The 25,530-nt window shown below is 55.1% G+C and carries 24 protein-coding genes; 11 read left to right on the top strand and 13 right to left on the bottom strand.

Annotated elements, in window-relative coordinates:
* From RGQ30_RS03155 to lptF, 3 genes are read right to left on the bottom strand one after another with little or no spacing between them, the layout of a single operon-like run.
* A complete protein-coding gene (locus RGQ30_RS03155; protein WP_130558366.1) occupies positions 1–381 on the bottom strand; it encodes a sirohydrochlorin chelatase in 381 nt (126 codons plus the stop codon).
* Positions 378–1,601, bottom strand: a complete 1,224-nt coding sequence (gene lptG / locus RGQ30_RS03150) for an LPS export ABC transporter permease LptG (protein WP_130558367.1) — start codon at positions 1,599–1,601, stop codon at positions 378–380. Before lptG ends, RGQ30_RS03155 begins: the two co-directional genes overlap by 4 nt.
* Entirely contained in the window at positions 1,598–2,806 is a 1,209-nt protein-coding gene (lptF, locus tag RGQ30_RS03145) for an LPS export ABC transporter permease LptF (RefSeq protein ID WP_338284718.1), read from the bottom strand. The genes lptG and lptF overlap by 4 nt, the downstream gene beginning before the upstream one ends.
* Positions 2,807–2,847: 41 nt before the next feature.
* Between lptF and RGQ30_RS03140 the strand changes: the two genes are divergently transcribed.
* The 3 genes from RGQ30_RS03140 to RGQ30_RS03130 are packed head-to-tail and all read left to right on the top strand — an operon-like array spanning position 2,848 to position 5,117.
* Positions 2,848–4,449: a leucyl aminopeptidase gene (locus RGQ30_RS03140; protein WP_130558369.1), complete on the top strand. Its 1,602-nt coding sequence runs from the start codon at positions 2,848–2,850 to the stop codon at positions 4,447–4,449.
* A gap of 11 nt (positions 4,450–4,460) precedes the next feature.
* On the top strand, positions 4,461–4,883 hold the full coding sequence (locus tag RGQ30_RS03135) for a DNA polymerase III subunit chi (protein ID WP_130558370.1): 423 nt from the start codon (positions 4,461–4,463) through the stop codon (positions 4,881–4,883).
* 15 nt (positions 4,884–4,898) lie between these two features.
* Positions 4,899–5,117: a hypothetical protein gene (locus RGQ30_RS03130; RefSeq protein WP_130558371.1), complete on the top strand. Its 219-nt coding sequence runs from the start codon at positions 4,899–4,901 to the stop codon at positions 5,115–5,117.
* Here RGQ30_RS03130 and RGQ30_RS03125 read toward each other — a convergent pair whose 3' ends face one another.
* Positions 5,118–6,743 carry a methyl-accepting chemotaxis protein gene (locus tag RGQ30_RS03125; RefSeq protein ID WP_130558372.1) on the bottom strand — a complete coding sequence of 542 codons (1,626 nt, stop codon included), beginning with the start codon at positions 6,741–6,743 and terminating at the stop codon, positions 5,118–5,120.
* Positions 6,744–6,980: 237 nt separating this feature from the next.
* On the opposite strand from RGQ30_RS03125, the gene RGQ30_RS03120 reads away from it, so the two are divergent.
* Complete coding sequence (locus RGQ30_RS03120; RefSeq protein ID WP_420915170.1) at positions 6,981–9,857, top strand: valine--tRNA ligase; 2,877 nt, start codon at positions 6,981–6,983, stop codon at positions 9,855–9,857.
* 118 nt (positions 9,858–9,975) lie between these two features.
* Here the strand turns inward: RGQ30_RS03120 and RGQ30_RS03115 are convergent, their stop codons facing one another.
* From RGQ30_RS03115 to RGQ30_RS03085, 7 genes are all read right to left on the bottom strand, one after another.
* The gene (locus RGQ30_RS03115; protein WP_130558373.1) at positions 9,976–10,941 is read right to left on the bottom strand and encodes an MBL fold metallo-hydrolase; all 966 of its coding nucleotides are present in this window, start codon (positions 10,939–10,941) and stop codon (positions 9,976–9,978) included.
* A 16-nt stretch (positions 10,942–10,957) separates the two neighbouring features.
* Entirely contained in the window at positions 10,958–11,437 is a 480-nt protein-coding gene (locus RGQ30_RS03110) for a BLUF domain-containing protein (protein ID WP_298218921.1), read from the bottom strand.
* A gap of 54 nt (positions 11,438–11,491) precedes the next feature.
* On the bottom strand, positions 11,492–12,163 hold the full coding sequence (locus tag RGQ30_RS03105; protein ID WP_130558375.1) for a PIN domain-containing protein: 672 nt from the start codon (positions 12,161–12,163) through the stop codon (positions 11,492–11,494).
* Positions 12,164–12,180: 17 nt separating this feature from the next.
* Entirely contained in the window at positions 12,181–12,408 is a 228-nt protein-coding gene (locus RGQ30_RS03100) for a sulfurtransferase TusA family protein (RefSeq protein WP_130558376.1), read from the bottom strand.
* Positions 12,409–12,448: 40 nt separating this feature from the next.
* Positions 12,449–12,967: an NUDIX domain-containing protein gene (locus RGQ30_RS03095; RefSeq protein ID WP_338284715.1), complete on the bottom strand. Its 519-nt coding sequence runs from the start codon at positions 12,965–12,967 to the stop codon at positions 12,449–12,451.
* 55 nt (positions 12,968–13,022) lie between these two features.
* Positions 13,023–15,650, bottom strand: coding sequence for an alanine--tRNA ligase (gene alaS / locus RGQ30_RS03090; protein WP_130558377.1), 2,628 nt, complete (start codon positions 15,648–15,650; stop codon positions 13,023–13,025).
* Positions 15,651–15,721: 71 nt separating this feature from the next.
* Complete coding sequence (locus RGQ30_RS03085) at positions 15,722–16,456, bottom strand: glycerophosphodiester phosphodiesterase family protein (RefSeq protein WP_130558378.1); 735 nt, start codon at positions 16,454–16,456, stop codon at positions 15,722–15,724.
* 153 nt (positions 16,457–16,609) lie between these two features.
* Here RGQ30_RS03085 and RGQ30_RS03080 point away from each other — a divergent pair, with 153 nt between their 5' ends.
* Positions 16,610–16,927 carry an EthD family reductase gene (locus tag RGQ30_RS03080; protein ID WP_130558379.1) on the top strand — a complete coding sequence of 106 codons (318 nt, stop codon included), beginning with the start codon at positions 16,610–16,612 and terminating at the stop codon, positions 16,925–16,927.
* Between the two features lie 5 nt (positions 16,928–16,932).
* On the opposite strand, the gene RGQ30_RS03075 is transcribed toward RGQ30_RS03080, so the two are convergent.
* Complete coding sequence (locus RGQ30_RS03075) at positions 16,933–17,391, bottom strand: YaiI/YqxD family protein (RefSeq protein WP_130558380.1); 459 nt, start codon at positions 17,389–17,391, stop codon at positions 16,933–16,935.
* 195 nt (positions 17,392–17,586) lie between these two features.
* On the opposite strand from RGQ30_RS03075, the gene RGQ30_RS03070 reads away from it, so the two are divergent.
* Genes RGQ30_RS03070 through RGQ30_RS03060 form a run of 3 tightly spaced genes read left to right on the top strand, consistent with a single transcriptional unit; the run spans position 17,587 to position 20,387 of the window.
* The gene (locus RGQ30_RS03070; RefSeq protein WP_130558381.1) at positions 17,587–18,450 is read left to right on the top strand and encodes an NAD(P)-dependent oxidoreductase; all 864 of its coding nucleotides are present in this window, start codon (positions 17,587–17,589) and stop codon (positions 18,448–18,450) included.
* Between the two features lie 15 nt (positions 18,451–18,465).
* A complete protein-coding gene (locus RGQ30_RS03065; RefSeq protein WP_130558382.1) occupies positions 18,466–19,404 on the top strand; it encodes a DMT family transporter in 939 nt (312 codons plus the stop codon).
* Positions 19,401–20,387, top strand: a complete 987-nt coding sequence (locus RGQ30_RS03060) for a quinone oxidoreductase family protein (RefSeq protein ID WP_130558383.1) — start codon at positions 19,401–19,403, stop codon at positions 20,385–20,387. Before RGQ30_RS03065 ends, RGQ30_RS03060 begins: the two co-directional genes overlap by 4 nt.
* A gap of 652 nt (positions 20,388–21,039) precedes the next feature.
* Here the strand turns inward: RGQ30_RS03060 and RGQ30_RS03055 are convergent.
* On the bottom strand, positions 21,040–22,017 hold the full coding sequence (locus RGQ30_RS03055) for an HD-GYP domain-containing protein (protein ID WP_338284713.1): 978 nt from the start codon (positions 22,015–22,017) through the stop codon (positions 21,040–21,042).
* A gap of 180 nt (positions 22,018–22,197) precedes the next feature.
* On the opposite strand from RGQ30_RS03055, the gene RGQ30_RS03050 reads away from it, so the two are divergent.
* Genes RGQ30_RS03050 through RGQ30_RS03040 form a run of 3 tightly spaced genes read left to right on the top strand, consistent with a single transcriptional unit; the run spans position 22,198 to position 25,511 of the window.
* Complete coding sequence (locus tag RGQ30_RS03050) at positions 22,198–24,393, top strand: amidohydrolase family protein (protein WP_338284712.1); 2,196 nt, start codon at positions 22,198–22,200, stop codon at positions 24,391–24,393.
* Positions 24,390–24,779: a hypothetical protein gene (locus RGQ30_RS03045; protein ID WP_130558386.1), complete on the top strand. Its 390-nt coding sequence runs from the start codon at positions 24,390–24,392 to the stop codon at positions 24,777–24,779. The genes RGQ30_RS03050 and RGQ30_RS03045 overlap by 4 nt, the downstream gene beginning before the upstream one ends.
* Positions 24,780–24,788: 9 nt before the next feature.
* Positions 24,789–25,511 (top strand): sulfite exporter TauE/SafE family protein, encoded by a 723-nt coding sequence (locus tag RGQ30_RS03040; RefSeq protein ID WP_130558387.1) that lies wholly within the window; start codon positions 24,789–24,791, stop codon positions 25,509–25,511.
* Positions 25,512–25,530 lie beyond the last annotated feature (19 nt).

Raw genomic sequence — 25,530 nt, 5'->3', positions numbered from 1 at the left:
TTATTGAACCTGCTGAACAATTTCCGTGGCAATGGCTTGCCACACTGCGTCCCACTGCCCCACCGCTGCAGTGGCCTCGATACTCAAGCCCGGGTGCTTCTGCTTCATTTCTGCCATGATTACCGGAAAATCATTTTTCAGATGACCGCCCTTGCCGAAGAATATCGGTACTACCTGGATGTACTCTGTGCCACCCAGGGCCATGCAGTCGACCGTGTCGGGCAGGCTGGGGGCCATCAGTTCCAGAAAGGCAAGCTCAATTTGAACATCGGGCAGTTGCGCTGTCAAAATACTCTGCAGGCGTTTCATGGGTTCGGCCCACTGGGGGTCGCGGGCGCCATGGCCAAACAGGACAATTGCTTTTTTTCCGGTACTGCTCATCGATTCCTCAATACATTCAAGGTGCGCCATGGCGCGGGCTGGGACACCCACCACAAGGCGGCCATACCCACCACAAAACCGATCAGGCTGGGCAAGGCCGCGCTGATGAAGGGCGGAAAACTGGCCACCATGCTGAGGTGGGAAAACAGGTTATTCACCAAGTGAAAACCGACACCAATCATGATGCCCGCAAACACCTTCACGCTGACACTGCCCGACCTGAAATGCAGATAAGCAAACGGAAGGGAAATCATCATCATGATCAGGATGGCAAACGGGTACATCAGCTTTTTCGCCAGGGCAAGGTCAATGTTGCCCGTGGCCTGCAGGTTGCTGCTTAGGAATCGGGAGTAGTTGTACAGCTGCCAGGCGCTCATTCGATCGGGACGCACAAACAGGCCTGTCAGCAACTCTGGGGACAAGTTCGAACGCCAACGCAGGGCTTCCAGCTTTTCAACCGGGCTGGCGTGAATGGTCAGGCCAGAACGGGCAGCTTCCTCATTTTGCACGGCGTCATCGAAATAGCGCTGCATCAGCACGTTGCGCAGAATCCAGTCACCGACTTCAGGGTCAAACCTCGCAGTTTCAGCGCGGACCCATGCACGAATTCGGAAGTCGGCATCCAGCTCGTAGTACTCGAGCTTTCGCAAATCACCTTCTTTGTCGAACGAATCGAAGTTGACGAAACGCACGCGAGGGCCCGTTTGCGGGTCGGTGTAAGTGTCTCGCATCCAGTAACCACTGCGGAAGTCACGGTCCACTTCGTAGCCCAGGGCCTTGGCACGCATGGGCACAGCGGCCCGTTCAGCCAAGGGGGCCACGCCCTCACCAAACAGTACAGTGACCACCACCACACCGGTGGCAATGCGGACCAGCATTTTCAGCATACTGGTGGTGCTCAAGCCGGCCGCACGCATGGCGGTCAATTCGCTGCTGGCGGCAAACTGCACCAAGGCATAAATTGAACCGATCAAAGCGGCGATGGGTGCAATTTCGTAGACACGCGCAGGCAAACCCAACATCACAGCCACGAAATAATAAAACCAGCTGGTACCGGGCAGGTTCAGTCGATCCACTTCGGCAATCAGGTCAAAGAATGCGAACAGGCCTACAAATGCCACCATGACAAAACTGATGGCCTTGTATAGTTCACGGCGAAAATACACCAGCAGGGCATGCGGTACAGCGAATGGCTTGGTTACGCGCCTGGATACCTTCATCGCTTCAGCTCCTGTGCGTCAACCACGTCCTGCAAATCAAGTTTTCCCACCGGCTTTTGAAACAGGAACAGCGGAGCACCTGCCGGGCGGTTGCGCTGAACCATCAAAAGATAGAACAGCAGCAATATGCAGGCATGGGGCAGTATCAAGGCCACCCAGAAATTCAGGGTTTCCTTGACCACCATGCTTTGGGTTACTGAAACAATGTTGCTGTAGGTCAGGTAAATCAGGAGGGCGAACAACTGGTTCAGCGAATTTCCGCCACGCGGATTCACGAAAGCCAGGGGAATGGCCAGCAAACCCAGCACCAACGCGGACAAAGGCAAGCTGATACGCCACAGCAACTCACCCTGAGCACCGGGAGAAAAGTCAGCGATCAAAAGGTCAACTCGGCGGTGTTGCAATTGAAAACTAGGGGCTGCCCCCAAAGTATTGTCAATGGCCAAACCATAGGTTTCAAATTCGGTGGAGGTAAACCGCTGGCCCGTGCCATCCAGCGTGGCGCGGCGCCCGCCGCTCAGCACCAGGTAGGGTTGACCACTGGCATCCACTTCCACACTGCCTCGCGAGGCAGAAACCACGGTGCGGGTTTCGCCCTTGGCATCGACCACAAATACATTTTCAACCTGCTTGGTCACCTCCGACTGGCGTTCAACAAAAAACACCCGATTGCCCTCGCCTGATTCTCGAAATTGGCCGGCACTGACCTTGCTGACATCACTGCGCTTGGCAAAACGATCTTTCGCGGCGTCGAGCTCGGCCTTGGCCCACGGGGTCAACCAGATCGAACACACAAGCGCCAGCAGGGTCAGGGGAACGGCAAAGCGAAGCACAGGCCGCGTCAGGGAGAAAAGCGACACACCAGCTGCAAACCAGGCAGTCATTTCCTGTTCCTTGAATGCGCGGGAAACCACACCCATGACTGCAATGAATACGGTGATCACCAGGGCGGCTGGCAGATATTGCAGGCCCCCCAGGAGGATGAGGGAAAAGACTTCGGCATTGTCCACCTTGCCGCCAGCGGCTTGTCCCAAAGTACGTACCAGAACAGTGGTGACGATGATGGTAAACAGGGCCACGAAGGTGGCACCAGCGGTTTGTGCAAAGTCTTTTCGAAAAGTCGATCGAAACAGCATGCAATCGCGGCGGGCTGCGCTTTGACTCGCCAACCCGGCTTGTTGATAATGGTAGATTGTCGCATGCATTCGTTTTGAATGGTCGAGCATTAATCGCAAGAAGGAACACCATGACAGCCACACCCGCAGTTTCAAAAACAAAAAAGCCTGTTGCAGCCAAACCGGCCAAAAAAACAGCCCCTACACCACCGCCGATGTTTTCTTACAAGGCTGGAACCGGGCTTGTTGCCCATGTGCTGGCTGGCGGCCCTGTACCGGGCAAAGGCTGTGACGTGGCGGTAGTGGCTGTTTACAAGGGTGGTGAGCTCAGCGCGTCAGCAAAGCGGGCTGATATTGATACCGATGGCTTGGTCAGCCATGCCTGCAAAACCGACAAGTCACTGGGCAATTCGGGCACATGCCGCGTGGTGTTCAATTCCGGCAAGGAAGGTGCGCCCGTGTACGTGCTCGCCGGCCTTGATGACGCGGAAAAACTCAATGCAAAAACCCTGCGTAAGGCTACCACCGCCGCATGCGACGCTTTGAAAAGCCTCAAACCGGCGAAAGTGTTTTTTGCATTGAATCAGGAAGTGCCCAAGAAAAGCGATGACAAAGACATCGCTGCCCTGTGCGCCCGCACCATCACCGAAAGTTTTTACAGCTTTTCAGCCTGCAAGAAGCAGGACGATGATGTGGCAGCCCCCCCCACATTCGAATTGGCCTGTACCAAGTCCACCCAGTCTGCGGTAGAAAAGGGCGCAGCAATTGGCCTGGCGATTGGCACTGGCATGCAGCTGACCAAAGACCTGGGCAACCTGCCGGGCAACATCTGCACCCCCAACTACCTGGCAGAAACCGCAAAAGCCATGGCCAAACAGTACAAACTGGCTGTGGATGTACTGGACCACAAAAAGATGGAAGCATTGGGCATGTTCAGCCTGCTGTCCGTGGGCAAGGCTTCCAGTGAACCCCCCAAGCTGATCGTGCTGAAGTACAACGGCGCCAAAGACCCCAAGGAAGCACCTGTGGTGCTGGTGGGCAAAGGCATCACTTTCGACACCGGCGGTATTTCATTGAAACCCGGCGCAGGCATGGACGAAATGAAATACGACATGTGCGGCGCAGCCAGCGTGCTGGGCACCATGAAAGCAGTGGCTGAAATGAAGCTGCCCCTGAACCTGATTGTGGTGGTGCCCACCGCCGAAAACATGCCTGCAGGCAATGCCAGCAAGCCTGGCGATGTGGTGGTATCGATGAGCGGCCAGACCATTGAGATTTTGAATACCGACGCGGAAGGCCGTTTGATTCTGTGCGACGCTTTGACTTATGTCGAACGCTTCAACCCCGCAGCAGTGGTGGATGTGGCCACCTTGACCGGTGCCTGTATCGTGGCGCTGGGTCATGTAAACACCGGCCTGTTCAGCCCCGATGATGACCTGGCCAACGAATTGCTGAAAGCAGGTCAAAGTGCTCTTGACACCGCCTGGCGCATGCCGCTGGACGAGGAATACCACGAACAGCTGAAAAGCAACTTCGCAGACATGGCCAACATTGGCGGACCACCCGCTGGCAGCGTTACCGCGGCCTGTTTCCTGCAAAAATACACCAAGGCTTATACTTGGGCACACCTCGATATCGCAGGTACGGCTTGGCATTCCGGCAAGGCCAAGGGTGCAAGTGGACGGCCCGTGCCCATGCTGGCCGAGTTCGTGATGAAACGTGCGAAATCCTGAGCGAGCCTGAATTGACTCGAATCGACTTTCATTTGAATGTCTCCGACCACCTGTTGTACACCTGTCGGCTTGTCCGCAAGGCGTACAGCAGTGGCCTGAAAATCGTGTGTTACAGCACGCGCCCCGAGATACTGGAACAGCTCGACAAGTTGCTGTGGACTTTTTCAGAAGAAGACTTCTTGCCGCATGTGGTCACTGGGCACCCGGGCCTGGCAGAGACCCCCATCGTGTTGACCGACAAGGCAGACGACATTCGCCATTACGACTTGTTGATCAATCTGGATGAACAATGGCCACCGTTTTTCGCCCGCTTCGACAGGTTGGTTGAAATTGTGGGCAATGACGAAAACAACAAAGCGGTTGCGCGGCAACGCTACAAGTTTTACAAGGAAAGGGGGTACCCCTTAAACACGTTTGACAGGGCCAAGGGCTAAGGAATCTGTAAACCGATGAGTGAACATTTTGATGGTGGTCCACCCCTGTTGACCGAAGTGATTGAATCGGGCCTTCAGGAAATTGAACAATCCACCGGTGGGCGCTTGAGCGACCCTCAGATTGAGATTTTGAGAGCACAGTTACCGGAGCTGTTCGAGCGCGCCCTGCTTCGGATCAAACCCCAACTGATGAAAGAGTTTGAACAGGTAGTGCTGGACGCGCTAAAGAAATAATCAGGTTTTGAACACCGACACTGCGCCCGACAGGCTCACGGCCAAGTCAGAAATCTGCTCGGACACATGCCTGTTTTGGGCGATCGTGGCTGTGTTTTCTTCAGTCATCTGCGCCACGCGTTCCACATTGCGGCTAATCTCGACGCTGACATTGGATTGTTCCTGCATCGACACGGTGATCGACTGGATGGCTTCGCTGACCCGGTCGGCATTCGCCTTGATGCGCTCAATGGTCGTAGACACCGAATCCGCCTGCTGAATACCCGCCTGCACAAGCTCAACCGAGTCTTCCATGGACTTCGAGGCGTCTTGCGTGACACGCTGAATCTGGAACACCATGTTGGAAATTCGTTCGGAAGAACCCTTGGTCTGTTCGGCCAGCTTGCGAACTTCGTCGGCCACTACCGCAAACCCCCGCCCGCTTTCACCAGCGCGCGCTGCCTCAATGGCTGCATTCAGGGCCAGCAAATTGGTTCGGTCAGCAATGTCGGTAATGGTCGAAATAATTTCAGAAATTTCATTGGACTGGGCTTCCAGAGAACGCACCGTGGTGGCGCTGCCCTGCACCGATTGTGCAATTTTGCGAATGCCCTCAACCACCTGGTTCAAAGTAACCATGCCTTGATCGGCCGACACTTTGGCTTCCATGGCCGTGTGGGATGCATCGTTCGAGTTCTCGGTGATCTGGCTGATGGACACGGTCAATTCCTCCACCGCAGCTGCCATCGATGCCGTAGCGTCCGATTGCTCGGTGGCCGCCTTGCTCATTTCCTCGGAGGCCACTCGAACTGAACCTGACCCTTCGGTCAGGGTCACCGTGGAGGTGCGAATGCCATCAATCAATCCTTTCAAATTGCCTTGCGCTTTTGCGAGCGCACTTAACAAGCCATCCACTTCGTCCTTGCCGGAAATCTGGATTTTGCTGTTCAATTTGCCTTCGGCCAGCTCATTGATGTGCAAGGCAGCAATGCCCACTTTTCGCTTGAACATGCGTGAAATGGCGAAGTTCAAACCCAGACCCACCACAGCAGCAAACAGGGTAATCAACACGGACACCAGAATTGATTCCTCGTACGTGGCCAGGCTTGCCGCCTTGCGCTCGGCAAGCAAACGAAACTCTTCTTTTTCGACCTCGGCCAGTTCAGCGCGCATCTGGTCCATCAGTGGCTTGCCAGGGCGGGCCTTCACCTCGGCTTCAAAATCTTCAGGGGTAATCTGCCCGGCCAGTTGAGCACGCTTGGATTCAATCAATGGGTCGATCACCGTGTCCAGCCACTTTTTGTAGTGCGCATTGAACAAACGCAGCTTGGTGGTCACAAATTCATTTTTCTGGGTCAGCTCCATGGCCTTGTTCAAGTGAAGTTCCACCTTCTGTTTGCCCTCGGTGTAGGGGGCCAGGTAGTCTTCAGAACCGCGAAGCAAAAACCCTCTCTCGCCGGTTTCGATATTGAACAGGTTCTCGCGAACACCCAACACATTTTCAATAATTTCATGCGTGAAATCATTTTTGGAATTGGCATCCATGATGTGCTTGCTGTTCACAAAGCCCATCACACCCACCACGATGGCCAGGCCGATCACAGCGATCAGGCTGGCACTGAAACGTGAACTGATTGTATTCAACATGGAAGGACCTTTATTTTCGGAGTGCGATGTGTATGAAGTTAAACCTGGCACGAGATAAAACACTCCCCCTCGCGCACTAACCCCATCGTTTGGCTGCTGGCATCATTGTCTGAGAATGGATAAATATTCATTTTGTGGAATAGAACAGGAATTTCCGGCAGGCGAAATGGATTGCCCCCCCTCCCAAACAGCAAGCCTTCCCTGAAAGGCTATAATGTTGGGCTGACTTTCCTGTTGATGTTGTTCATTTTTGCTGCCGACGCCATGACCCTTGCCAAAAGTTTTGATCCGAATGCCATTGAATCCCACTGGGGGCCCGAATGGGAACGCCAAGGCCACGCCAAGGCCAGCACCGTGGATGGCAAACCCGACTTTTGCATTCAACTGCCCCCACCCAATGTGACGGGCACTCTGCACATGGGCCATGCATTCAACCAGACCATCATGGACGGACTGACCCGCTACTACCGCATGCGCGGACACAACACCCTGTGGCAACCCGGCACTGACCATGCAGGCATTGCCACACAAATTGTGGTTGAACGGCAATTGGCGGCGAAGAACATCACCCGCCACGACCTGGGCCGCGAGAAGTTTGTCGAAAAAATCTGGGAATGGAAGAATGAGTCCGGCAGCAAGATCACCGAGCAAATGCGCCGCATGGGCGCAAGTGTTGACTGGCAGCGTGAGTATTTCACCATGGACCCTGCCCTGTCCAAGTCGGTTACCGAGGTGTTTGTACGCCTGTTCGAGCAGGGCCTGATTTACCGGGGCAAGCGCCTGGTGAACTGGGATCCGGTTTTGAAAACTGCCGTGTCTGACCTGGAAGTGGAAAGTGTGGAAACCGAAGGTCAACTGTGGGAACTGAAGTACCCACTGGTTGAAGCCGACACCGTGAAAGGCCTGACCCACCTGACCGTGGCCACCACCCGCCCCGAGACCATGCTGGGCGATTCCGCCGTCATGGTGCACCCCGATGATGAACGCTACCAGCACCTGATCGGCAAGAAAGTAACCTTGCCCCTGTGCAACCGTGAGCTCGTGATTATTGCCGACGAGTATGTAGACAGCTCCTTCGGTACAGGCGTTGTCAAGGTCACGCCTGCCCACGACTTCAACGACTATGCAGTTGGGCAGCGCCACGGGCTTGAGCTGATCAATATCCTGACGCTGGATGCAACAATCAACGACGACGCGCCAACTGCCTACGTGGGCATGGACCGCTTTGTTGCGCGCAAGCAGATTCTGGCAGACCTCGAAGCACAGGGCTTGCTGGGCGAAATCAAGCCCCACAAGCTGATGGTGCCCAAGGGCGACCGCACCGGCGTGGTGATTGAACCCATGCTGACCGACCAATGGTTTGTTGCCATGAGCAAAGTGGCCGACGGTGATGAAAGCGGCAAGAGCATTACCCAAAAAGCGATTGACGTGGTTGAGCAGGGCCAGGTCAAGTTTGTACCCGAGCAGTGGGTGAACACTTACAACCAGTGGCTGAACAACATTCAGGATTGGTGTATTTCCCGCCAATTGTGGTGGGGTCACCAGATTCCCGCCTGGTATGGTGAGAACAGCGAAGTGTTCGTGGCCCGTACTGAAGAAGAAGCCCGAAGCAAGGCCAATGCCGCAGGCTACAACGGTAGCCTGAAGCGCGATGACGATGTGCTGGACACCTGGTTCAGTTCCGCCCTGGTGCCTTTCAGCACACTGGGCTGGCCAGACGAAACACCCGAGCTGAAGCACTTCCTGCCCTCTTCCGTACTGGTGACTGGCTTTGACATTATTTTCTTCTGGGTTGCCCGGATGATCATGATGACCACGCACTTCACCGGCCAGGTGCCCTTCCACACCGTGTACGTGCATGGCCTGGTGCGCGATGCCGAAGGCAAGAAAATGAGCAAGTCGGTGGGCAACACGCTCGACCCGGTTGATTTGATTGACGGTTGCGACCTGGACACACTGCTGGTTAAACGCACCACCGGTTTGAGCAAGCCGCAAGACGCACCCAAAATCGAGAAAAAAACCCGCAAGGAATTTCCGGAAGGCATTCCCGCCTACGGGGCCGACGCGTTGCGATTTACTTTCGCCAGCCTGGCCACGCTGGGTCGCAACATCAACTTTGACCAGAAACGCTGTGACGGTTACCGCAACTTCTGCAACAAGCTGTGGAATGCCACTCGCTTCGTGTTGATGAACACCGAGGGGCAAGACTGCGGCCTGAGCGACCACGACGCCGATGCCTGCACGCCCGGCGGTTACCTGGACTTTTCACAAGCCGACCGCTGGATCACCAGCACCTTGCAACGCGTGGAAGCCGACATTGCACAGGGTTTCGAGAATTACCGGTTCGACCTGATTGCCCAAAGCATTTACCAGTTTGTGTGGGACGAGTACTGCGACTGGTACCTTGAAATTGCCAAGGTACAAATTGCCAATGGCACACCAGCCCAGCAGCGCGCAACGCGCCGCACACTGGTACGGGTGCTGGAAACCATTTTGCGCTTGGCCCACCCAATTATTCCGTTCATCACGGAAGAGTTGTGGCAAACCGTCAGCGTGGTGGCAGGCCGCCGCGGGGAAGATGAGCAAACCAACCTGATGATTCAAAGCTACCCGGTGTGTGTTCCTTCACGCATTGATGAACAGGCTGAAGCCCATGTGGCCCAGTTGAAAGCCACAGTCGACGCCATTCGCGCCCTGCGGGGTGAAATGGGTTTAAGCCCTGCAGAAAAAGCTCCCCTGATTGCCAGTTGTGAAGGCAATGCTGAACAACGCGCGTTTCTGGAAAAAACAGGCCCTGTGTTGGCGGCCCTTGCCAAGCTGACTGGCGTTGAAGTGGTCGATGCACTGCCAGCCAATTCAATGGCGCCTGTTCAAATTGTGGGTGAATTGAAGCTGATGCTGCATGTGGAAGTGGATGTGGAAGCCGAGCGCAGCCGCATTGGCAAGGAAGCGGAAAGAATACGCGTCGAGATTGCCAAGTGCAACGGCAAGCTGGGTAATGCCAGCTTCGTCGACCGCGCACCGGCTGCGGTGGTGGACCAGGAAAAAGCAAGATTGGCTGAATTCACAGCCCTGCTTGAAAAGCTGGAAAGCCAACTAAACAAGTTGGGCTGAAAGGGTTGAGCTGAACCGTTCAACCGAATAAGTATTTCCAGCAAAAATGAGCACATCGCGGTGCTCATTTTTATGGGGTTCACTGCCAATCCCTATTTGCTCGACCTTGGGTAAAGAATCAGCAACCTGCCGCGCACTTGCCCTTGCTGTCAAAACTCATGGTTTTGCCACTCAAGGGCACATGCACTGGTACGTTGGTGGCTTTGATGAACTGCTCGGTTTTTGTACCTGCAATCACTTTGCCGTTTTGGGTCGCCACCTCATTGGCATGGGATGCAATCACCGCCTTGGGCTCAACCAACTCGTTGATGACATAGGCCGCCTCGCGCGGGCCGGTGGTAAAAGTGTCACCAATATTGATCACGGCCAGTTGCGGCTTGTAATACTTGCCCACCACGTCTTTCTGTTCACTGGTAATGCCGGTGTCCCCGCTCAGGTAAACCACCAGCCCGTTGCTGAACTTCAGCACATAGCCAGTGGCAGGCCCTGCTTCGGCCGTAACACCCGCTTCTTTCATCAGTTCACCCAAACGCTGCCCCACGAAGTCGCCTGAAATACCGTTGCTGTGCGCCGCCGGCACCGTGGTAATGCCCACACCACCGATGGTTTGCATGCCACCAAAGCGCACCAGCATGGAATTTTTCTCATCACCGCCAGCAAGCTTCAGCTTGTTGGCCAGAAATGAAGGCATCTCGCTGCCAGTGACTATTTTTGCACCAGTTTTCACCGCAATGTTCACGCTGCTGGAATTGGGCAAGGCACTAACCGAAATATCGGGCTTGTCGCAACTGCCCGCATTCGGAACAGGGTTGTGCCGGTCACCCAAGTGATCCCCATGCATGTGGCTGACCAACACCACATCAATTTTGCCCAGGCGCAGGTCGTCTGCGCCAGCTACAGTGCGGCCCGCATCGTACAAAATCCGGGTGCCATTGGGGTCTTCAAAAACCAGGGCTCGGTCGAAACGACAAAATTCACCGGCTTGTCCACCCAAAGGCGTGACCTTAACAAGATTTTGAGCTTGAACAGAAAGGGGAACCAGTGCGACCAAGAGGGCCGTGGAGAAAAAAGAGCGAATTGTCATACTGCACCTGCTTACATCAAGGTTGATACACGTCGAATACTTTGCTGAGCAAAGTGATTTCACCGGCTTTTTCGAGCTCGGCCTTCACCTTGGCATACTCATAAATCAGGTCCGCTGCACCGATGCCCAAGGACTTCCAAGGGCGGTACAGTCGGTGGTCAAGCAGGGTGTAGGCGATGGATTCAGCGCTCAACACAGCTTGGGGTTTGGTCGCCAGGCCCACCATCGACCATTGCTTGAACAACAACTCATCAGTTGTCTCAGAAACCAGAAGACGAATGTCGGAGTGTCGTGAATCAATGACAATTTTGCGGTAAATGGCAGCAACAGATTCTCTGGAGCCCTCAAGACACTGCATGAACTCGACACCGTTATTGAGCAAGAGACCTTGTACACCAAGCTCTCTGTTTTTTTGGGCAGCCTGATTACACAAGCGTTCAAAAGAAGCTCGGTCGAAACCCGGCGTCTGAACTGAAGTGTAAATTAGGCGAAGCATACGGGCCTCAAGATGACGGTATACCAATGATAGGACGATCATCATCCCACAGGACTAACCAGAACGGGGTAGATTATTTTGCCGACACAAACTCCTGGCTGTACGGTGCATTTTATTACGTGCCAGAAAGTCCAGCCACTCTTCAAGCGCTGTGGGCAGTGGCTGAGCCCGCAACTGATACACGGTTGGGTTCAGGGGTTTGTAGGTATTTAACCCACTCATCATGGCGCACACCGTTTGATCAAGGCAAGCCTGGGCATTGCTCTGGGGCTTGGTCAATTCCTCACACAGCTCATCAGGGCTGTAGCGCACCACGCCCAACTTCAACAGCTGCTTTCGGGGAAAGTCTTTCAGGTTCCAGGTAATCAAACCGACGGGCTGTTGCAATTGGTGTTTCAAGGCCAAGGCAGAGGCCGCCACATGACGATCTTTCTCATCCACTTGGGATACATCCGCCAGGTAGGGCAAGTGATTCTGGGGCAACAGTTCGGCGTTCAAACGTTGGGGCAGTGTCAGGCGATCGGCCTCAGCGTCATCAGGGTGCAAGCGACCCAGGCGCTGCAAATTGCGATAACACTCGTTTTCGATGTGGGGGGTCCAATACAGCCGAGCTTGGTGATTTTGAGCCAAAACCACCATCAACCAGCGGGTCCATTCTGAAAACAGCACATTGGCATCCAAAAGCCAATGGCGGGGCACCAAGGGTCTGCCAAGGACAATACTCACGAGGTGCCTGACCTGAATTAGCGGCGTTTCATGTAAAAGATGAATGCACCAGACTGATCAGCCTGATCGACCAATTCATTGCCTGTTTGTTTGGCAAACATGGCAAAGTCGCGCACTGAGCCTGGGTCGGTGGACGTGACTTTAAGCACCTGCCCACTTTGCATTTCAGCCAAGGCTTTCTTGGTACGCAGAATGGGTAGCGGGCAATTCAATCCGCTGGCGTCGACTTCTCGGTCAAAATTCATCTCTCTTTGCTCCTTGCTTACTACTTTTTATTGAATGCGACTATTTTAATTCAATCCAGTTGACAGGCAACTGACGCGCCTGCAGCCAGTCTGCCATGGCAAGCCCTGTGCCCATGCGCCACGGGCGCAAATCCGCAGGCTCCACCAGTTTGTAGTCGACCAGCTCCTCGGAAAGGTTGATCTGACCCACAGCCTTGATGTGATAGCAAATGATCACTTCATTTTTCATGGGAAAGGGGTACACACCAATCAGGCTGCTTTCCACAGCATCCAGGTTGGTTTCCTCTTTGAGCTCGCGGATCGCACCTTCCTGCGGTGTTTCGTTGCGCTCCAGGAAACCCGTAATCAAGGCAAAAAAGTGGGCTGGCCACGCTGCATTGCGAGCCAACAGCACTTTGCCATCGTATTCCACCAAGGCGGCAACCACGGGTACCGGGTTGCCCCACTGCACAAATCCGCAGTCGCTGCCCCCGCAGGCCATGCGTGTTTGGCCGGAGTGCTGCAGTTCGTGCAGCGGGGTGGCGCACATGGGGCAGTACTGAAAAACGGCTTTGCTCATGGTGCGCCCTGCTGCGGTTTGTGAAGTTTTGGCTTTTATTTGTGCTTACTTGCTCTTATTTGCTTTTAATCCAATCCACCACGCTGGCCAGCGCGGCGTCCAGGTTGGCTGGCTCGGTGCCGCCAGCCTGCGCCATGTCGGGTCGGCCACCACCCTTGCCACCCACCTGCTGGGCCACAAAGTTGACCAAATCACCGGCTTTCACTTTGGCTGTAGCCTCTTTGCTGACCGATGCAATCAGGCTGACCTTGCCGTCCAGCACGGTGGCCAACACCAATGCCGCGTTGCCCAGTTTGTCGCGCAGTTTGTCGGCGGCTTCGCGAAGCTGTTTCACATCGGCACCATCCAGCTTGGCTGCCAGTACCTTCACACCATCCACGTCAACCGCCTGCCCTGCCAGGTCATCGCCTTGCGATGCAGCGAGCTTGCTTTTCAGGCGGTCCAGTTCCTTTTCAAGACTTTTCACCTGGTCCATGATCTGGCCAATTTTTGCTGTCGCTTCCACGGCTGGCACACGCAGGCTTTGCGCAATGGCCTCAACCTGAGCTTGTGCTTTCTGCGCAAATTCCATGGCACCCAGGCCGGTGGTGGCTTCAACACGGCGAATACCCGCGGCCACACCACTTTCACTGGTAATCTTGAACAGGCCAATGTCGCCGGTGCGCTGCACGTGCGTGCCGCCACACAGTTCACGTGAACTACCGATGTCCAGCACACGCACGGTATCGCCGTACTTCTCGCCAAACAACATCATGGCACCCGCGTTTTTCGCGCTTTCAATGTCCATGACCCGCGCTTGTGTTTCAGCATTGGCAAGGATTTCCTCGTTGACCAAACGTTCCACCTGGGCAATTTGCTCCGGCGTCATGGCACTGTGGTGGGCAAAGTCAAAACGCGTTTTTTCGGCATCAACCAAGGAGCCTTTCTGGCTGACATGGTCGCCCAGCACCTCTCGCAAGGCCTTGTGCATCAGGTGGGTGGCGCTGTGGTTGCGAATGGTGCGGTTGCGGTGGTGCTGGTTGACCTGCGCACCCACGGCGTCGCCCACTTTCAGTTCACCGGCCACCAATTCACCATGGTGGCCAAACACATTGGCCTGTATCTTTAGAGTATCCGCCACACGGAACAAAGTTGACCCGATGGAAATGTCGCCTTGGTCGCCCACCTGACCGCCACTTTCGGCGTAAAAAGGCGTTTGGTCCAGAACAATTACACCTTCCTGCCCGGCCGACATGCTGTTCACAGAAGTGCCATTCACATAGATGGCGGTAATTTTGGCATTGCTCAATTCAAGCGCATCGTAGCCCTTGAACTCGGTGGCCACGCCACTGTAGGCAAGGTCTGCATCCATCTTGAACTTACCGGCAGCGCGGGCCTGCTGTTTTTGCTTGCCCATCGCTTCATCAAAAGCGGCTTCGTCAACGCTCATCTCGCGTTCGCGACACACATCGGCCGTCAAATCCAGCGGAAAGCCATAGGTGTCGTGCAGCTTGAATGCGGTTTCACCGTCCAGCGTGCCGCCTGCTGGCAATGCACCCAGGGCAGAATCCAGAATGGCCATGCCGTTTTCAATGGTCTCGAAAAAGCGTTCTTCTTCGGCTTTCAAGATGCTTTGCACTTGCGCAGCGGCTTTGGCCAACTCGGGATAGGCTTCGCCCATTTCAGCAACCAGGTCACGGACCATGGCGTTGAAAAATGGCTTGCGGCAACCCAGCTTGTAACCATGGCGAATCGCGCGGCGAATAATTCGGCGCAGCACATAGCCACGGCCTTCATTGCCGGGAATGACACCGTCGACCACCAGGAATGAGCAGGCACGAATGTGGTCAGCAATGACTCGCAGGGAATTGTTGCCCAGCTCGACGAGGTTGCCTTGGGCCGTGATTTCACGGGCGGCTGCCTTGATCAGCGCCTGAAACAGATCAATTTCATAGTTGCTGTGCACATGCTGCAACACGGCGGCAATGCGCTCCAGGCCCATGCCGGTGTCCACGCAAGGCTTGGGCAGCGGGTGCAACACGCCGTCGGCGCTGCGGTCAAACTGCATGAAAACCAGGTTCCACACCTCGATGTAGCGGTCGCCATCTTCCTCGGCGCTTCCGGGTGGGCCACCCCACACATCGGGACCGTGGTCGTAGAAAATCTCGGTACATGGGCCGCAAGGGCCGGTATCGGCCATCTGCCAGAAGTTGTCCGACGCATAGCGCGCGCCCTTGTTGTCGCCAATGCGGATAATCCGCTCAACCGGCACACCCACCTGCTTGTTCCAGATGTTGTAGGCCTCGTCATCCTCTTGGTAAACGGTGACATACAGCTTTTCTGCGGGCAGGCCATACACCTTGGTCAGCAGTTCCCAAGCGTACTGAATGGCATTTTCCTTGAAGTAATCGCCAAAGCTGAAGTTGCCCAGCATTTCAAAGAAAGTGTGGTGACGCGCGGTGTAGCCCACGTTTTCCAGGTCGTTGTGCTTGCCGCCCGCGCGAACCGAGCGCTGGCTTGATGTAGCGCGCGTGTAGGGGCGCTTGTCCTTGCCGGTGAAGACATCCTTGAACTGCACCATGCCGCTGTTGGTGAACAGCAGAGTGGGGTCGTTGCCGGGCACAAGGCTGCTGGAAGGCACAATGGTGTGGCCCTTGCTGGCAAAGAATTCAAGAAACTTTTCGCGGATGTCAGCGACTTTCATGTTGGGGCTACCTTCCTGGATTAAAGCGGAATCTGGTTTTTGGTCTAACCTTCGATTATAAGGCGACTGGCTCAAAAAGAGTGACTGGCAAAGTCCATTCGATCGGTGAAAAGCCCTTTGACACCCAAGGCTTGCAGCATTTTGGCCCGCTCAAGGTCGTTCACCGTGTAAACCCGAACCACCCGGCCGGTGGTGTGGATGCGTCGCAGGGCAGTGGGATCTGCTCCGCTGTAGTGCAGGTGAATGGCACTGACCTGCAAAGCGTCCGCATGCAAAACCCAGTTGTCGGGCAACTGTTCATACAACAATGCCAGATCGAACCCTTTCAAGGGCAACAGGCTGGCGTGGTAAAAGCTTGAAAACACCCAGTGTTGTTGAACATGGTTTTGCTGACCGGCGGGCAATTGTTCAATGGCAGCCCGCACCGCACAACCCAAGGCCCTGGCGTTGGCCGGGTGGGTGGCTTTCAATTCCACGTTAGCTTGCAAACCGTGTTGCAAACAAAACGCCAGTGCTTCGGCAAGGCTGGGCAGGGGTTCGCCCTTCACATCAAAGTGGCGTAGGTCGCGTGCTCGAAGGCTGTTAAACGGTGTAAGTGGGTCAGTTCCTGCCATGGCAGGGTCGGTGGATTGAGCACACCGCCCCATGACCCAGTCGTGGTGAATCATGGGCACACCATCGGCAGTCAGCATCACATCAAACTCTACAGCCCTGAAGCCCGCATTCAATGCGATTTCAAACCCCTTCAGGGTGTTCTCCAGTGCGCCTTTTCCGCTTCCGCGGTGCGCCCACCATTGAATTGCCATGTTGCCTCTATTGTGTGGAATGTCTCTGGATTGTATGAAATTTCAAGCCACCCGACCATGAAACTCGCAGGCCTGTTGGCAAAACAGGCACGTCCGTGTTAAACAGGAGCAAGATTACTACACCAACGAAAGCAGTCGAGGAGACAAATAAAAATGATCAAGGTCAGTGTGATGTACCCCAACGCAGAAGGCGTTTCCTTCAACCATGACTATTACAAAACCACGCACATGCCGCTGGTTAAAAGCAAGATGGGCAGCGCCCTGCGCTATTACACGGTAGACAAAGGTCTGGCTGGTGGCGCAGGTGATGCCCCCGCCTTTGTGGCCATGGGCCATCTAGTTGTGGATTCGGTCGAAGCCTTTCAGGCCGCATTCGGCCCACACGCGCAGGAAATCATGGCTGACATTCCGAACTACACCAATTCCAGCCCGGTGATCGTGATCAGTGAAATCACAGTTGAAAAGTCCTGACCCAGTCAGGACGCAGTTTTCGGAAACTTCGCGATAATCCGGTCGAACTGGCTGGCGAAAGTTTTGCGGTCTGCCTGGCTGTAGGCAGGCGGGCCGCCGGTATCAATACCACTTGCACGCATGGTGTCCATGAAGTCGCGCATGGTGTGCAAGGCCTTGATGTTCTCGGTACTGAACAATTCGCCACGCGGGCTCAAGACCTGCGCACCCTTGTCCACCAACTGGGCAGCCAGTGGAATGTCACTGGTGATCACCAGGTTCCCTGCTTCGACACGGCGCACAATTTCGTCGTCGGCCTCATCAAAGCCGCGCGGCACTTGCAACAGCTTGATGTAACGCGACGGCGGCGTTCGAATGTACTGGTTTGCCACCAGCGTGGTTTCAATCCCTGTGCGATCGGCCGCGCGGAAAATGATTTCCTTCACCGCGACGGGGCATGCGTCTGCGTCAACCCAGATTTTCATTGAAGTTTTTATTTCCGTAAACAAGGATCTGAACAATTCACGCTTTCACTGAAAATCAGCTACTTCAAAAATCATACCTGTCGAACCTATCTATATCTGCCTTGTTGTGACAAAACCTAGGGATGATCCGAAGCGCAATGCCCGGCTGAATCAGCTACAGTCTTTCCAACAACAAAAACTTTTCAGGTGGTTCATATGGGTTTCAAAGTCGCTTTTCTGGGTTTGGGTGTCATGGGTTATCCAATGGCAGGTCATTTGGTCAAGGCAGGTCACGAAGTGACCGTTTACAACCGCAGCGCGGCCAAGGCAGAAAAGTGGGTGGCACAGCACGGTGGGAAAATGGCAGCCACGCCCGAGAAGGCTGCTGCGGGACAAGACTTTGTATTCGCCTGTGTGGGCAATGACGATGACCTGCGCCAGATCTGCACCGGCATCAATGGCGCATTCCATGGAATGAAGCCAGGCGCCGTGTTCATAGACCACACCACTGCAAGCGCAAAAATTGCGCGCGAAATGTTTGAACAGGCCAAAGATGCGGGCTTTGGTTTTATTGATGCCCCTGTTTCAGGTGGACAAGCCGGTGCCGAAAACGGTCAATTGACTGTGATGTGCGGCGGAACCCATGGCGACTTCGAGCAGTCCAAGGATGTGATTGCGGCATTTGCCAAAGCGGTAACACTAATGGGCGAATCGGGTAGCGGCCAATTGACCAAGATGGTGAACCAGGTGTGTATCGCTGGTCTGCTGCAGGGCTTGTCTGAAGCGCTGAAGTTTGGCATGAACGCCGGGCTGGACGTGAACAAGGCACTGGACGTGATTGGCAAGGGTGCCGCGCAAAGCTGGCAAATGGACAACCGCGGCAAAACCATGGTGGAAGGCAAATTTGATTTCGGTTTCGCAGTCGATTGGATGCGCAAAGACCTGAGCCTAGTGCTTGAGGAAGCTCGCCGCAACGGTTCACAGCTACCAGTCACCGCATTGGTAGACCAGTTCTATGCCGAGGTTCAAGGCATGGGCGGTCAGCGTTGGGACACGTCCAGCCTCATCAAACGTTTGTAAAAGCACGCCCAAGCCTTGAGCCGAACGCGCGCTTTACTGGAACGATCACCCACGGCTTGGGGCGTGGGTTTGGCGCTCTTGGGCGCCATCTTTTTTTCGGGCAAGGCCATCGTGGTCAAGCTGGCGTATGCCTACCCTGTAGATGCGTCGACTCTGTTGGCCATGCGCATGTTGTTGTCCCTTCCACTGTTTTTGGGCGCCCTGATTTTCACGACACTGCGCGAAAAAAATGCCGCGAAAATGACGATCAAAGACTACGGGCTGATTACGCTCGCTGGCTTGTTGGGCTATTACCTCGCCAGCCTGTTTGACTTCATGGGCTTGCAATACATCACCGCTGGCCTTGAACGGCTGATTCTGTTCACCTACCCATCGATCGTGCTGCTGATTTCCTGTGCAATCAAACAACGCTGGCCAGAACCTTGGCAACTCATGTGCATGGCCTTGAGTTATGTTGGGCTTGCCGTGGTGTACGGCCACGAAACCGTGCTGCTGGGCGACAACACCGCGCTGGGCGTTTTGCTGGTGTTTGTATCCGCAGTTTGCTATGCAAGCTACCTTATTGTGGGCGAGCGCCTGCTGAAAAGGCTGGGTACCATCCGGGTTACAGCGATGGCCACACTGGTGTCTGCCACCGCCATTCTGATTCAGATCAACCTGCAACAGCCCATCAGCATTATTCTTGATCAACCGCTACCGGTCTGGGGCTGGTCGCTGGTGAATGCGGTGTTCTGCACCTTTGTGCCTGTGTTCTCCGTGATGACCGCCATCAGCTTGATCGGTGCGCCGCGCGTGTCGCAACTGGGTATGATCGGCCCGATCGCCACCATCGCTTTGGGTACCTGGATATTGAAAGAACCATTCACCATTTGGCATGCCGCTGGCACCGCGCTGGTTATTCTGGGCGTGGCCTTGCTGAGCATGAAAAAAACAAAAGAAGGAGTTACACCATGAGCATCACACCGGGAAAAATTGTCCGCTTCCACAACACCGGCGCCCCCGACGTATTGCAACTGGAAAACACGGAAGTTGCCCTGCCCAAAGCAGGCGAAGTGCAAGTGGAACACAAGGCCATCGGCTTGAATTTCATTGAAGTGTACTGGCGCACCGGTGTGTACCCGATACCCCTGCCCTGCTGCCCCGGAAGCGAGGGCGCAGGCATTGTGCGTGCAGTCGGCGAAGGGGTCACCGAATTCAAGCCAGGCGATCGTGTGGCGTATGGCTCAGGTCCTGTCGGATCTTATTGCACTGTACGCAACATGCCGGCGCACCCACTGGTGAAAATTCCGGATGCAATCGATTTTGAAACCGCTGCCGCAATGATGCTGAAAGGTTTTACCGCGCAGTATTTGCTTCGCCGCGTCTACAAAGTACAGGCTGGCGAAACCATTTTGTTTCACGCCGCAGCCGGTGGTGTGGGTAGCATAGTGACCCAGTGGGCCAAGTCCTTGGGTGTGCGGGTAATCGGCACAGTGTCAACACGGGAGAAAGCGGAACTTGCAAAGGCAAATGGCTGCGCAGAAGTAATTATTACAAGCGAAGAAAATATTGTTAGTCGCGTTAAGGAATTGACCAATGGCAAAGGCGTACCCGTGGTGTATGACGGCGTGGGCAAAGCCACTTTTGTCGACTCATTGGATTGCTTGAAACCCCGCGGCATGATGGTCAGCTTTGGCAATGCCAGCGGCAAAGTGGATCCAGTTCCACTGAACTGGCTGGCCGAGCGCGGATCGCTGGTGTTGACCCGCCCCACAGTTGCATCATTCACGATGGACAAAGCCGAAATGCTGGAAAGTGCAGGCGAGATGTTCGATGTAGTAGCCAGTGGGGCGGTGAAAATACAGATCAACCAGCGGTTTGCGTTGGCCGACGTGGTGAAGGCACACACCGAACTGGAAGGGCGACGCACCACGGGGTGTACGGTGCTGATTCCCTGACAGCGCTACCTGCCCATTCGGCACGGGAGTTGATTCAGCGCTGTTGGCTTCATACCCATTCGGCGAGTATTCGAATTGCCCGACGGTTTTTTTATGCCCATTCGGCGCGCATTCCAATTGCCCGCCTGAAAACCTGTCGTTCCCTTTTTGACCGCAATCTACTGCTCACAGAAACCCGGCAAAACACATGGCCGGGATTCTGTGTTGCCCGTTGGGCACACGCAGCGGGTTGGGTCAAACGGGCAGGTTTTCTTGAATGGCGGAGCGATTGGCATGTCGCTACCGAGTGGGCTGGAACCCAACGGTGATTCATCGTACAGTTGCCTGCCACCGCGGCGGCTTAACAACCCGCTCCGCGCGCGAACTGGCGCTGATCAGGCCATCCCGGCAGTGAGCTTGCCCATTTCGCACTTTCAGGAAAACCGCCCTGTTTGAACAAGGCTTGAATGGTCGCGCACAGCGCGACACCCGGGACCGACCGCGCTTTTTTGTCGGCCTGGGTGAATTCAAAGACTTCGTTCAATAAGGGATCAGCGGTTTTCTGTGCGGAATGGGGAAGCCACGCCGGGGTGGCTGAACAACAGACTGGAAACGCCGTACGGAGTGGGCAAGCTACGCTAGGGTACCTAACAAACGGACGCAGCCAACCAGCCTAACAAGCCTTTTTCACCGTGTAAATCTTCAGTGCCGCACCGTGCAACTGCTCCGCCTCTCGAACCCTGTCAATGAAATGCCTCGACACCACGTGGTCTTTGGACAGCCACATGAACCCGTCGGGGCCGGCAAAGTCACGCGACAGCACCATGCCCTCGCACAGGTCTTCGCCGTGCAGAATTTTCTCGTGGGCTTTCTCCGCTGCACGCAGTTTTTCAAGTGCAGCCGGCAACACAGCAATGACTTTGGGGTCGTAGCGCTTGCCTGAGGAACCCATCAGAAAGGCCTGTGCCTCGTGCTCATCAAACTCCTTGGTAGCCAACCAGCCCAGCTGCAACTCATCGTAATCTTCGGCCACGGCCAGAATCCTGGCTCCCATGGGAATTTTATCGGCAGCCAACCCATCGGGAAATCCTTGGCCGTCATAACGCTCGTGGTGGTGGCGAATAATTTGGGCCACATGTGCCATTTCTGCCAAACCATGAAAAACCGATTCTGCCTTCATTGGGTGTTTCATCAATGCCACGCGGGGCTCCCCCTTCAACTCCACCACGGGTTTGAACAGGGTGTTGTCATTCAACCCAAGCTTGCCAATGTCGTGCAGCAGCGCGGCCACATAAATGTCTTGCAGGGCTGCGTCCGTGGCGTGCATTTCCTTGGCAATCAGCCTGGCCAGTTCCGCCACATGCCGACCATGTGCTGCCAGTTGCGGGGAACGCAACTCCATCAGGATTGAAAACGCCTTCACCGCGGCCAGGTACTGCATGCGAATGTCTCGGTGAGCCTGCTCCAGCATCAACTGGATCTGTTGGATTTCCATGCGTTGTGAATCCAGTTGCCGAGTCAGGCTGGAATTGTCGCTTTTCAGTGACTCCGTTTCTACACGAAGCTTTTCAGCCAAAGCCAACGCATCCGCCATTTGCCGTCGCTGCTCTTCACACTGTTTCTTCTCGTTACCGCTGTTGTCTTCTTGCATCTCAGGTTTGGCCTTGCAAAGGTTGGAGCAATTCCCCCTACGAATCAACGGCATTGGCTTGCCGATTCTGAAATGCATCCCCTTGTCAGGTAGGCGACACAAGGCTGAATCTGAATGATTGCCCCGACAGTACCTTTTAGTAGAAACACACGAGTCACAACGACCACAGGAAGAAGAGACATGAAACAAGTACTTTTCGGTACATTGCTGTTGTGCGCAGCATTGGCTGGCTGCAATTCGGATGCCGAACTGGCTGGCAACGGCATCGGAACACCGACCAACCCAGCCGAAGTGGAAGAAAGCCCCACCGCATTTAACATCGCCAACCAGTGCGTGGCCATTCAATCTTTGGCCAACGACCGGTTCATCAGCATGAACAGCGATGGCAGTTATGGTGTGAGCCAGGCCACTGCGGTCAATGCAAGCCCGTTTTACCTCAAGCCCACGGCCCTGGGCAAGTACATGATCTACAACCGGGACAAAGCCATGATGAGGGCTGTTGGCAGCTCCGCGGGCACACCGGTTTCCAGCGCCACAGCCTTCTCAGACGCCATTGAATGGACTGTTCTGGAGGACGAAAAAGGCCGTGCTGGCTTTTCGCTCACCAATTCTGGCAACAACATGAAACTGGCATTGCTGGGCTTCAGCAATGGCTTGGGTACCGTCGAAAGCAGCGGCAACAGTGAAGAAACCCTGTTCCAGTTTGTCAAATCAACCGGCTGTGCCGAATTTCCGGAAATTGCCACCAACACGCAGGGCCGCACCTTTGCGGGCGCCGGGCTGAACAATGCCGTGAAAGGTTTTGCCGACGTGCACAACCACATCACCGCCACCACATTTCTGGGAGGTGCCCACCACGGCACCCCTCACCATCGGTTCGGTGTGACACAGGCCCTGGGCAGTTGCGAAGCCAATCATGGCCCCATGGGCAGGCTTGACCTGGTGGACAACCTGTTCAAATTCTCGCCCCAAGCCACCCACGACACACAGGGTTGGCCCACCTTCCGCACCTGGCCTGCAGCCGATGCACTGACCCATGAAGGGCTTTACTACAAGTGGCTGGAACGTGCCTGGCAAGCAGGGCTTCGCATCTTTGTGACCAACCTGGTGGAAAATGAAACCCTGTGTAATGTGGTCAAAGTGAGCAAGGGTATGCCACTTCAAAACTGCAATGAAATGGAAAGTGCAGTGGCACAAATTGACTACATCAAACAACTGGAAAGCTACATTGATGCGCAGGAAGGTGGCCCAGGCAAAGGCTGGTTTCGCATAGTGACCAGCCCCAAAGAGGCACGCAAAGTCATCAATGAAGGCAAGCTGGCCGTGGTACTGGGGATTGAAATTTCACACCTGTTCAACTGCGGCATCAAGTTGGGTCAGAACCTGTGCGATGAAGCGGAAATCGACAAACAACTGGATCGCCTGCATGCCTTGGGGGTGCGCCAGATGTTCCCCATTCATGAGTTCGACAACGCATTCGGCGGAAACGGTATTTTCGACGGCGCAGTGTTGAACGTAGGCAACTTTCTGGACACCGGCGCTTTCTGGCAAACTTACGATTGTCCAGGTGGCGACAACAATTACGCGGATTACATTCTTCGCCAGCCCGGCGCGGTCATGACCTCGGTTCCCGGTCTGGGCAACGACCCTGTGACGCAGGCGCTGATTGGTGCCAACCCGGGCTTGGCCCCGCTGTACCCCACAGGTGAAAACCAGCGCCAATGCAATCGGCGTGGTCTGACAGAACTGGGCAAGTATGCATTCAAACGCCTGATGGAAAAAGGCGTCATCATTGAAGTGGATCACATGGAGCTGAGCATCAAGGGCGATTTGATTGAAATGGCTGACCGCCAGATGCCGAAGTACCCACTGGTGTCCACGCACGGCGCGCATGGCGGTATTACCCGCGAACAGGGTCGCAAAATTCTGGCGGCGGGCGGCATCATTTACCCCTACCAGGGCGACGCCAAAAGCTGGTCTGAAGACCTGAAAGTGATTGCCCCCTTGAAAAGCCAGCAATTCGATTTTGCCATGGGCTTTGGCGCTGACACAAATGGCTTGGGTGCCCAGGCTGGCCCACGCGGTGCGGACAGGCCACAGATCAGCTATCCGTTTACGCTGTTCCAGGGGCCTGACTGGGCTGGGGTATTCAACATCAATGTGACACCCGTCAAATTCGACAAACAGACCAGCGGTGAGCGTGTGTTTGATGCCAATACAGAGGGGCAGGCGCACTATGGCCTGAAAGCCGATTGGGTTGAAGAGTTGCGCCTGGAAGGTGGCAATGAAGCCCTGAAGGCGCTATACAATTCCGCTGAGGTGTATATTCAAATGTGGGAAAGAACCACCGCCAAGCGAACTCAAATCAATCCATGAACAAACGTGCACTTGTTTACCTGGGCCTGGCCAGCGCCACGCTGGCCGGCGCTTACCTTTATGTTCCATCCACAGTGGAACTGCCTGTGCAAATACCCGCAGGGGAGGAAAATGCTGCACAGGCACTTGACTCGCTTTCCCTAGTTGACGGCGCACTGACCACGGGTTCGTACAACACTACGGTTCAGAAAGGCCAGCGTATCCAGTTTCTGGTGTACAGCAATGAAACCGATTCCCTGATCGTGGAAGGCCTGGATGCGCGGGTACCCTTGCCCGGCAATGAAACCACACTCGTCAGCATCAAGGCCAGCGAGCCTGGTACCCACACCATTCTGCTTGATTTGGCCGGTACAAGCATCGGTACCATTGAAGTGCTGAACAAATAAGGGGACACCATGGCCTTGGTGCTGCTGCTCAGCCTGGCGGCTTTTGTCACGTCCAGCATCACAGCGGCCATGGGCGTGGGGGGCGGTGTGGTGCTGTTGGCCATCATGGCGCAATTTGTACCCCCAGCCTTGCTGATACCCCTTCACGGTGCAGCACAACTGATGTCCAACACCAACCGGGTCTTTGTACAACACAGGCACATCAATTGGACGTATGTCAGGCCATTTTTTCTCGGCTCCATTCTGGGCGGTGCTGCCATCACGCCACTGGCTTTGTACATGCCAGTGGCCTTGGGGCAAGTGCTGCTTGGGCTGTTCATTTTACTGGCCACCTGGAAGGCAGACTGGTTGAAACTGAGCAATTGGCACCCTGCCATATCCGGTGGCAGCACCACGGGCTTGAGCCTGATCCTGGGCGCAACTGGGCCCTTGGTCATGTCCGTTCTGCCAAAATCCGAATGGCGGCGTGAAACCGTCGTAGCCACACACGGAATGGCCATGACCATTCAACATGGCATCAAGATCATTGCATTCACCAGCCTCAGTGTCAGTATCCTGGACTATTGGCCCATGCTGCTGGGCATCGGCCTGGCCACACTGGCAGGCAACATTGCCGGTGCGCGCCTGCTTTCAACAATTCCTGAATCAAAATTCAGGATGGTACTGAACATTTTGCTCAGCATGCTGGCCCTGCGACTTTGCTGGCAAGGGCTCTCCTCCCTGATGGGTTAACAACTAACCAGTTTGGGTT

The sequence above is a fragment of the Limnobacter thiooxidans genome (assembly GCF_036323495.1).
Lineage (GTDB): Bacteria > Pseudomonadota > Gammaproteobacteria > Burkholderiales > Burkholderiaceae_B > Limnobacter > Limnobacter thiooxidans.
Note: the sequence above shows the minus strand (reverse complement) of the source record. Positions and strands in the feature narration are given on the sequence as shown.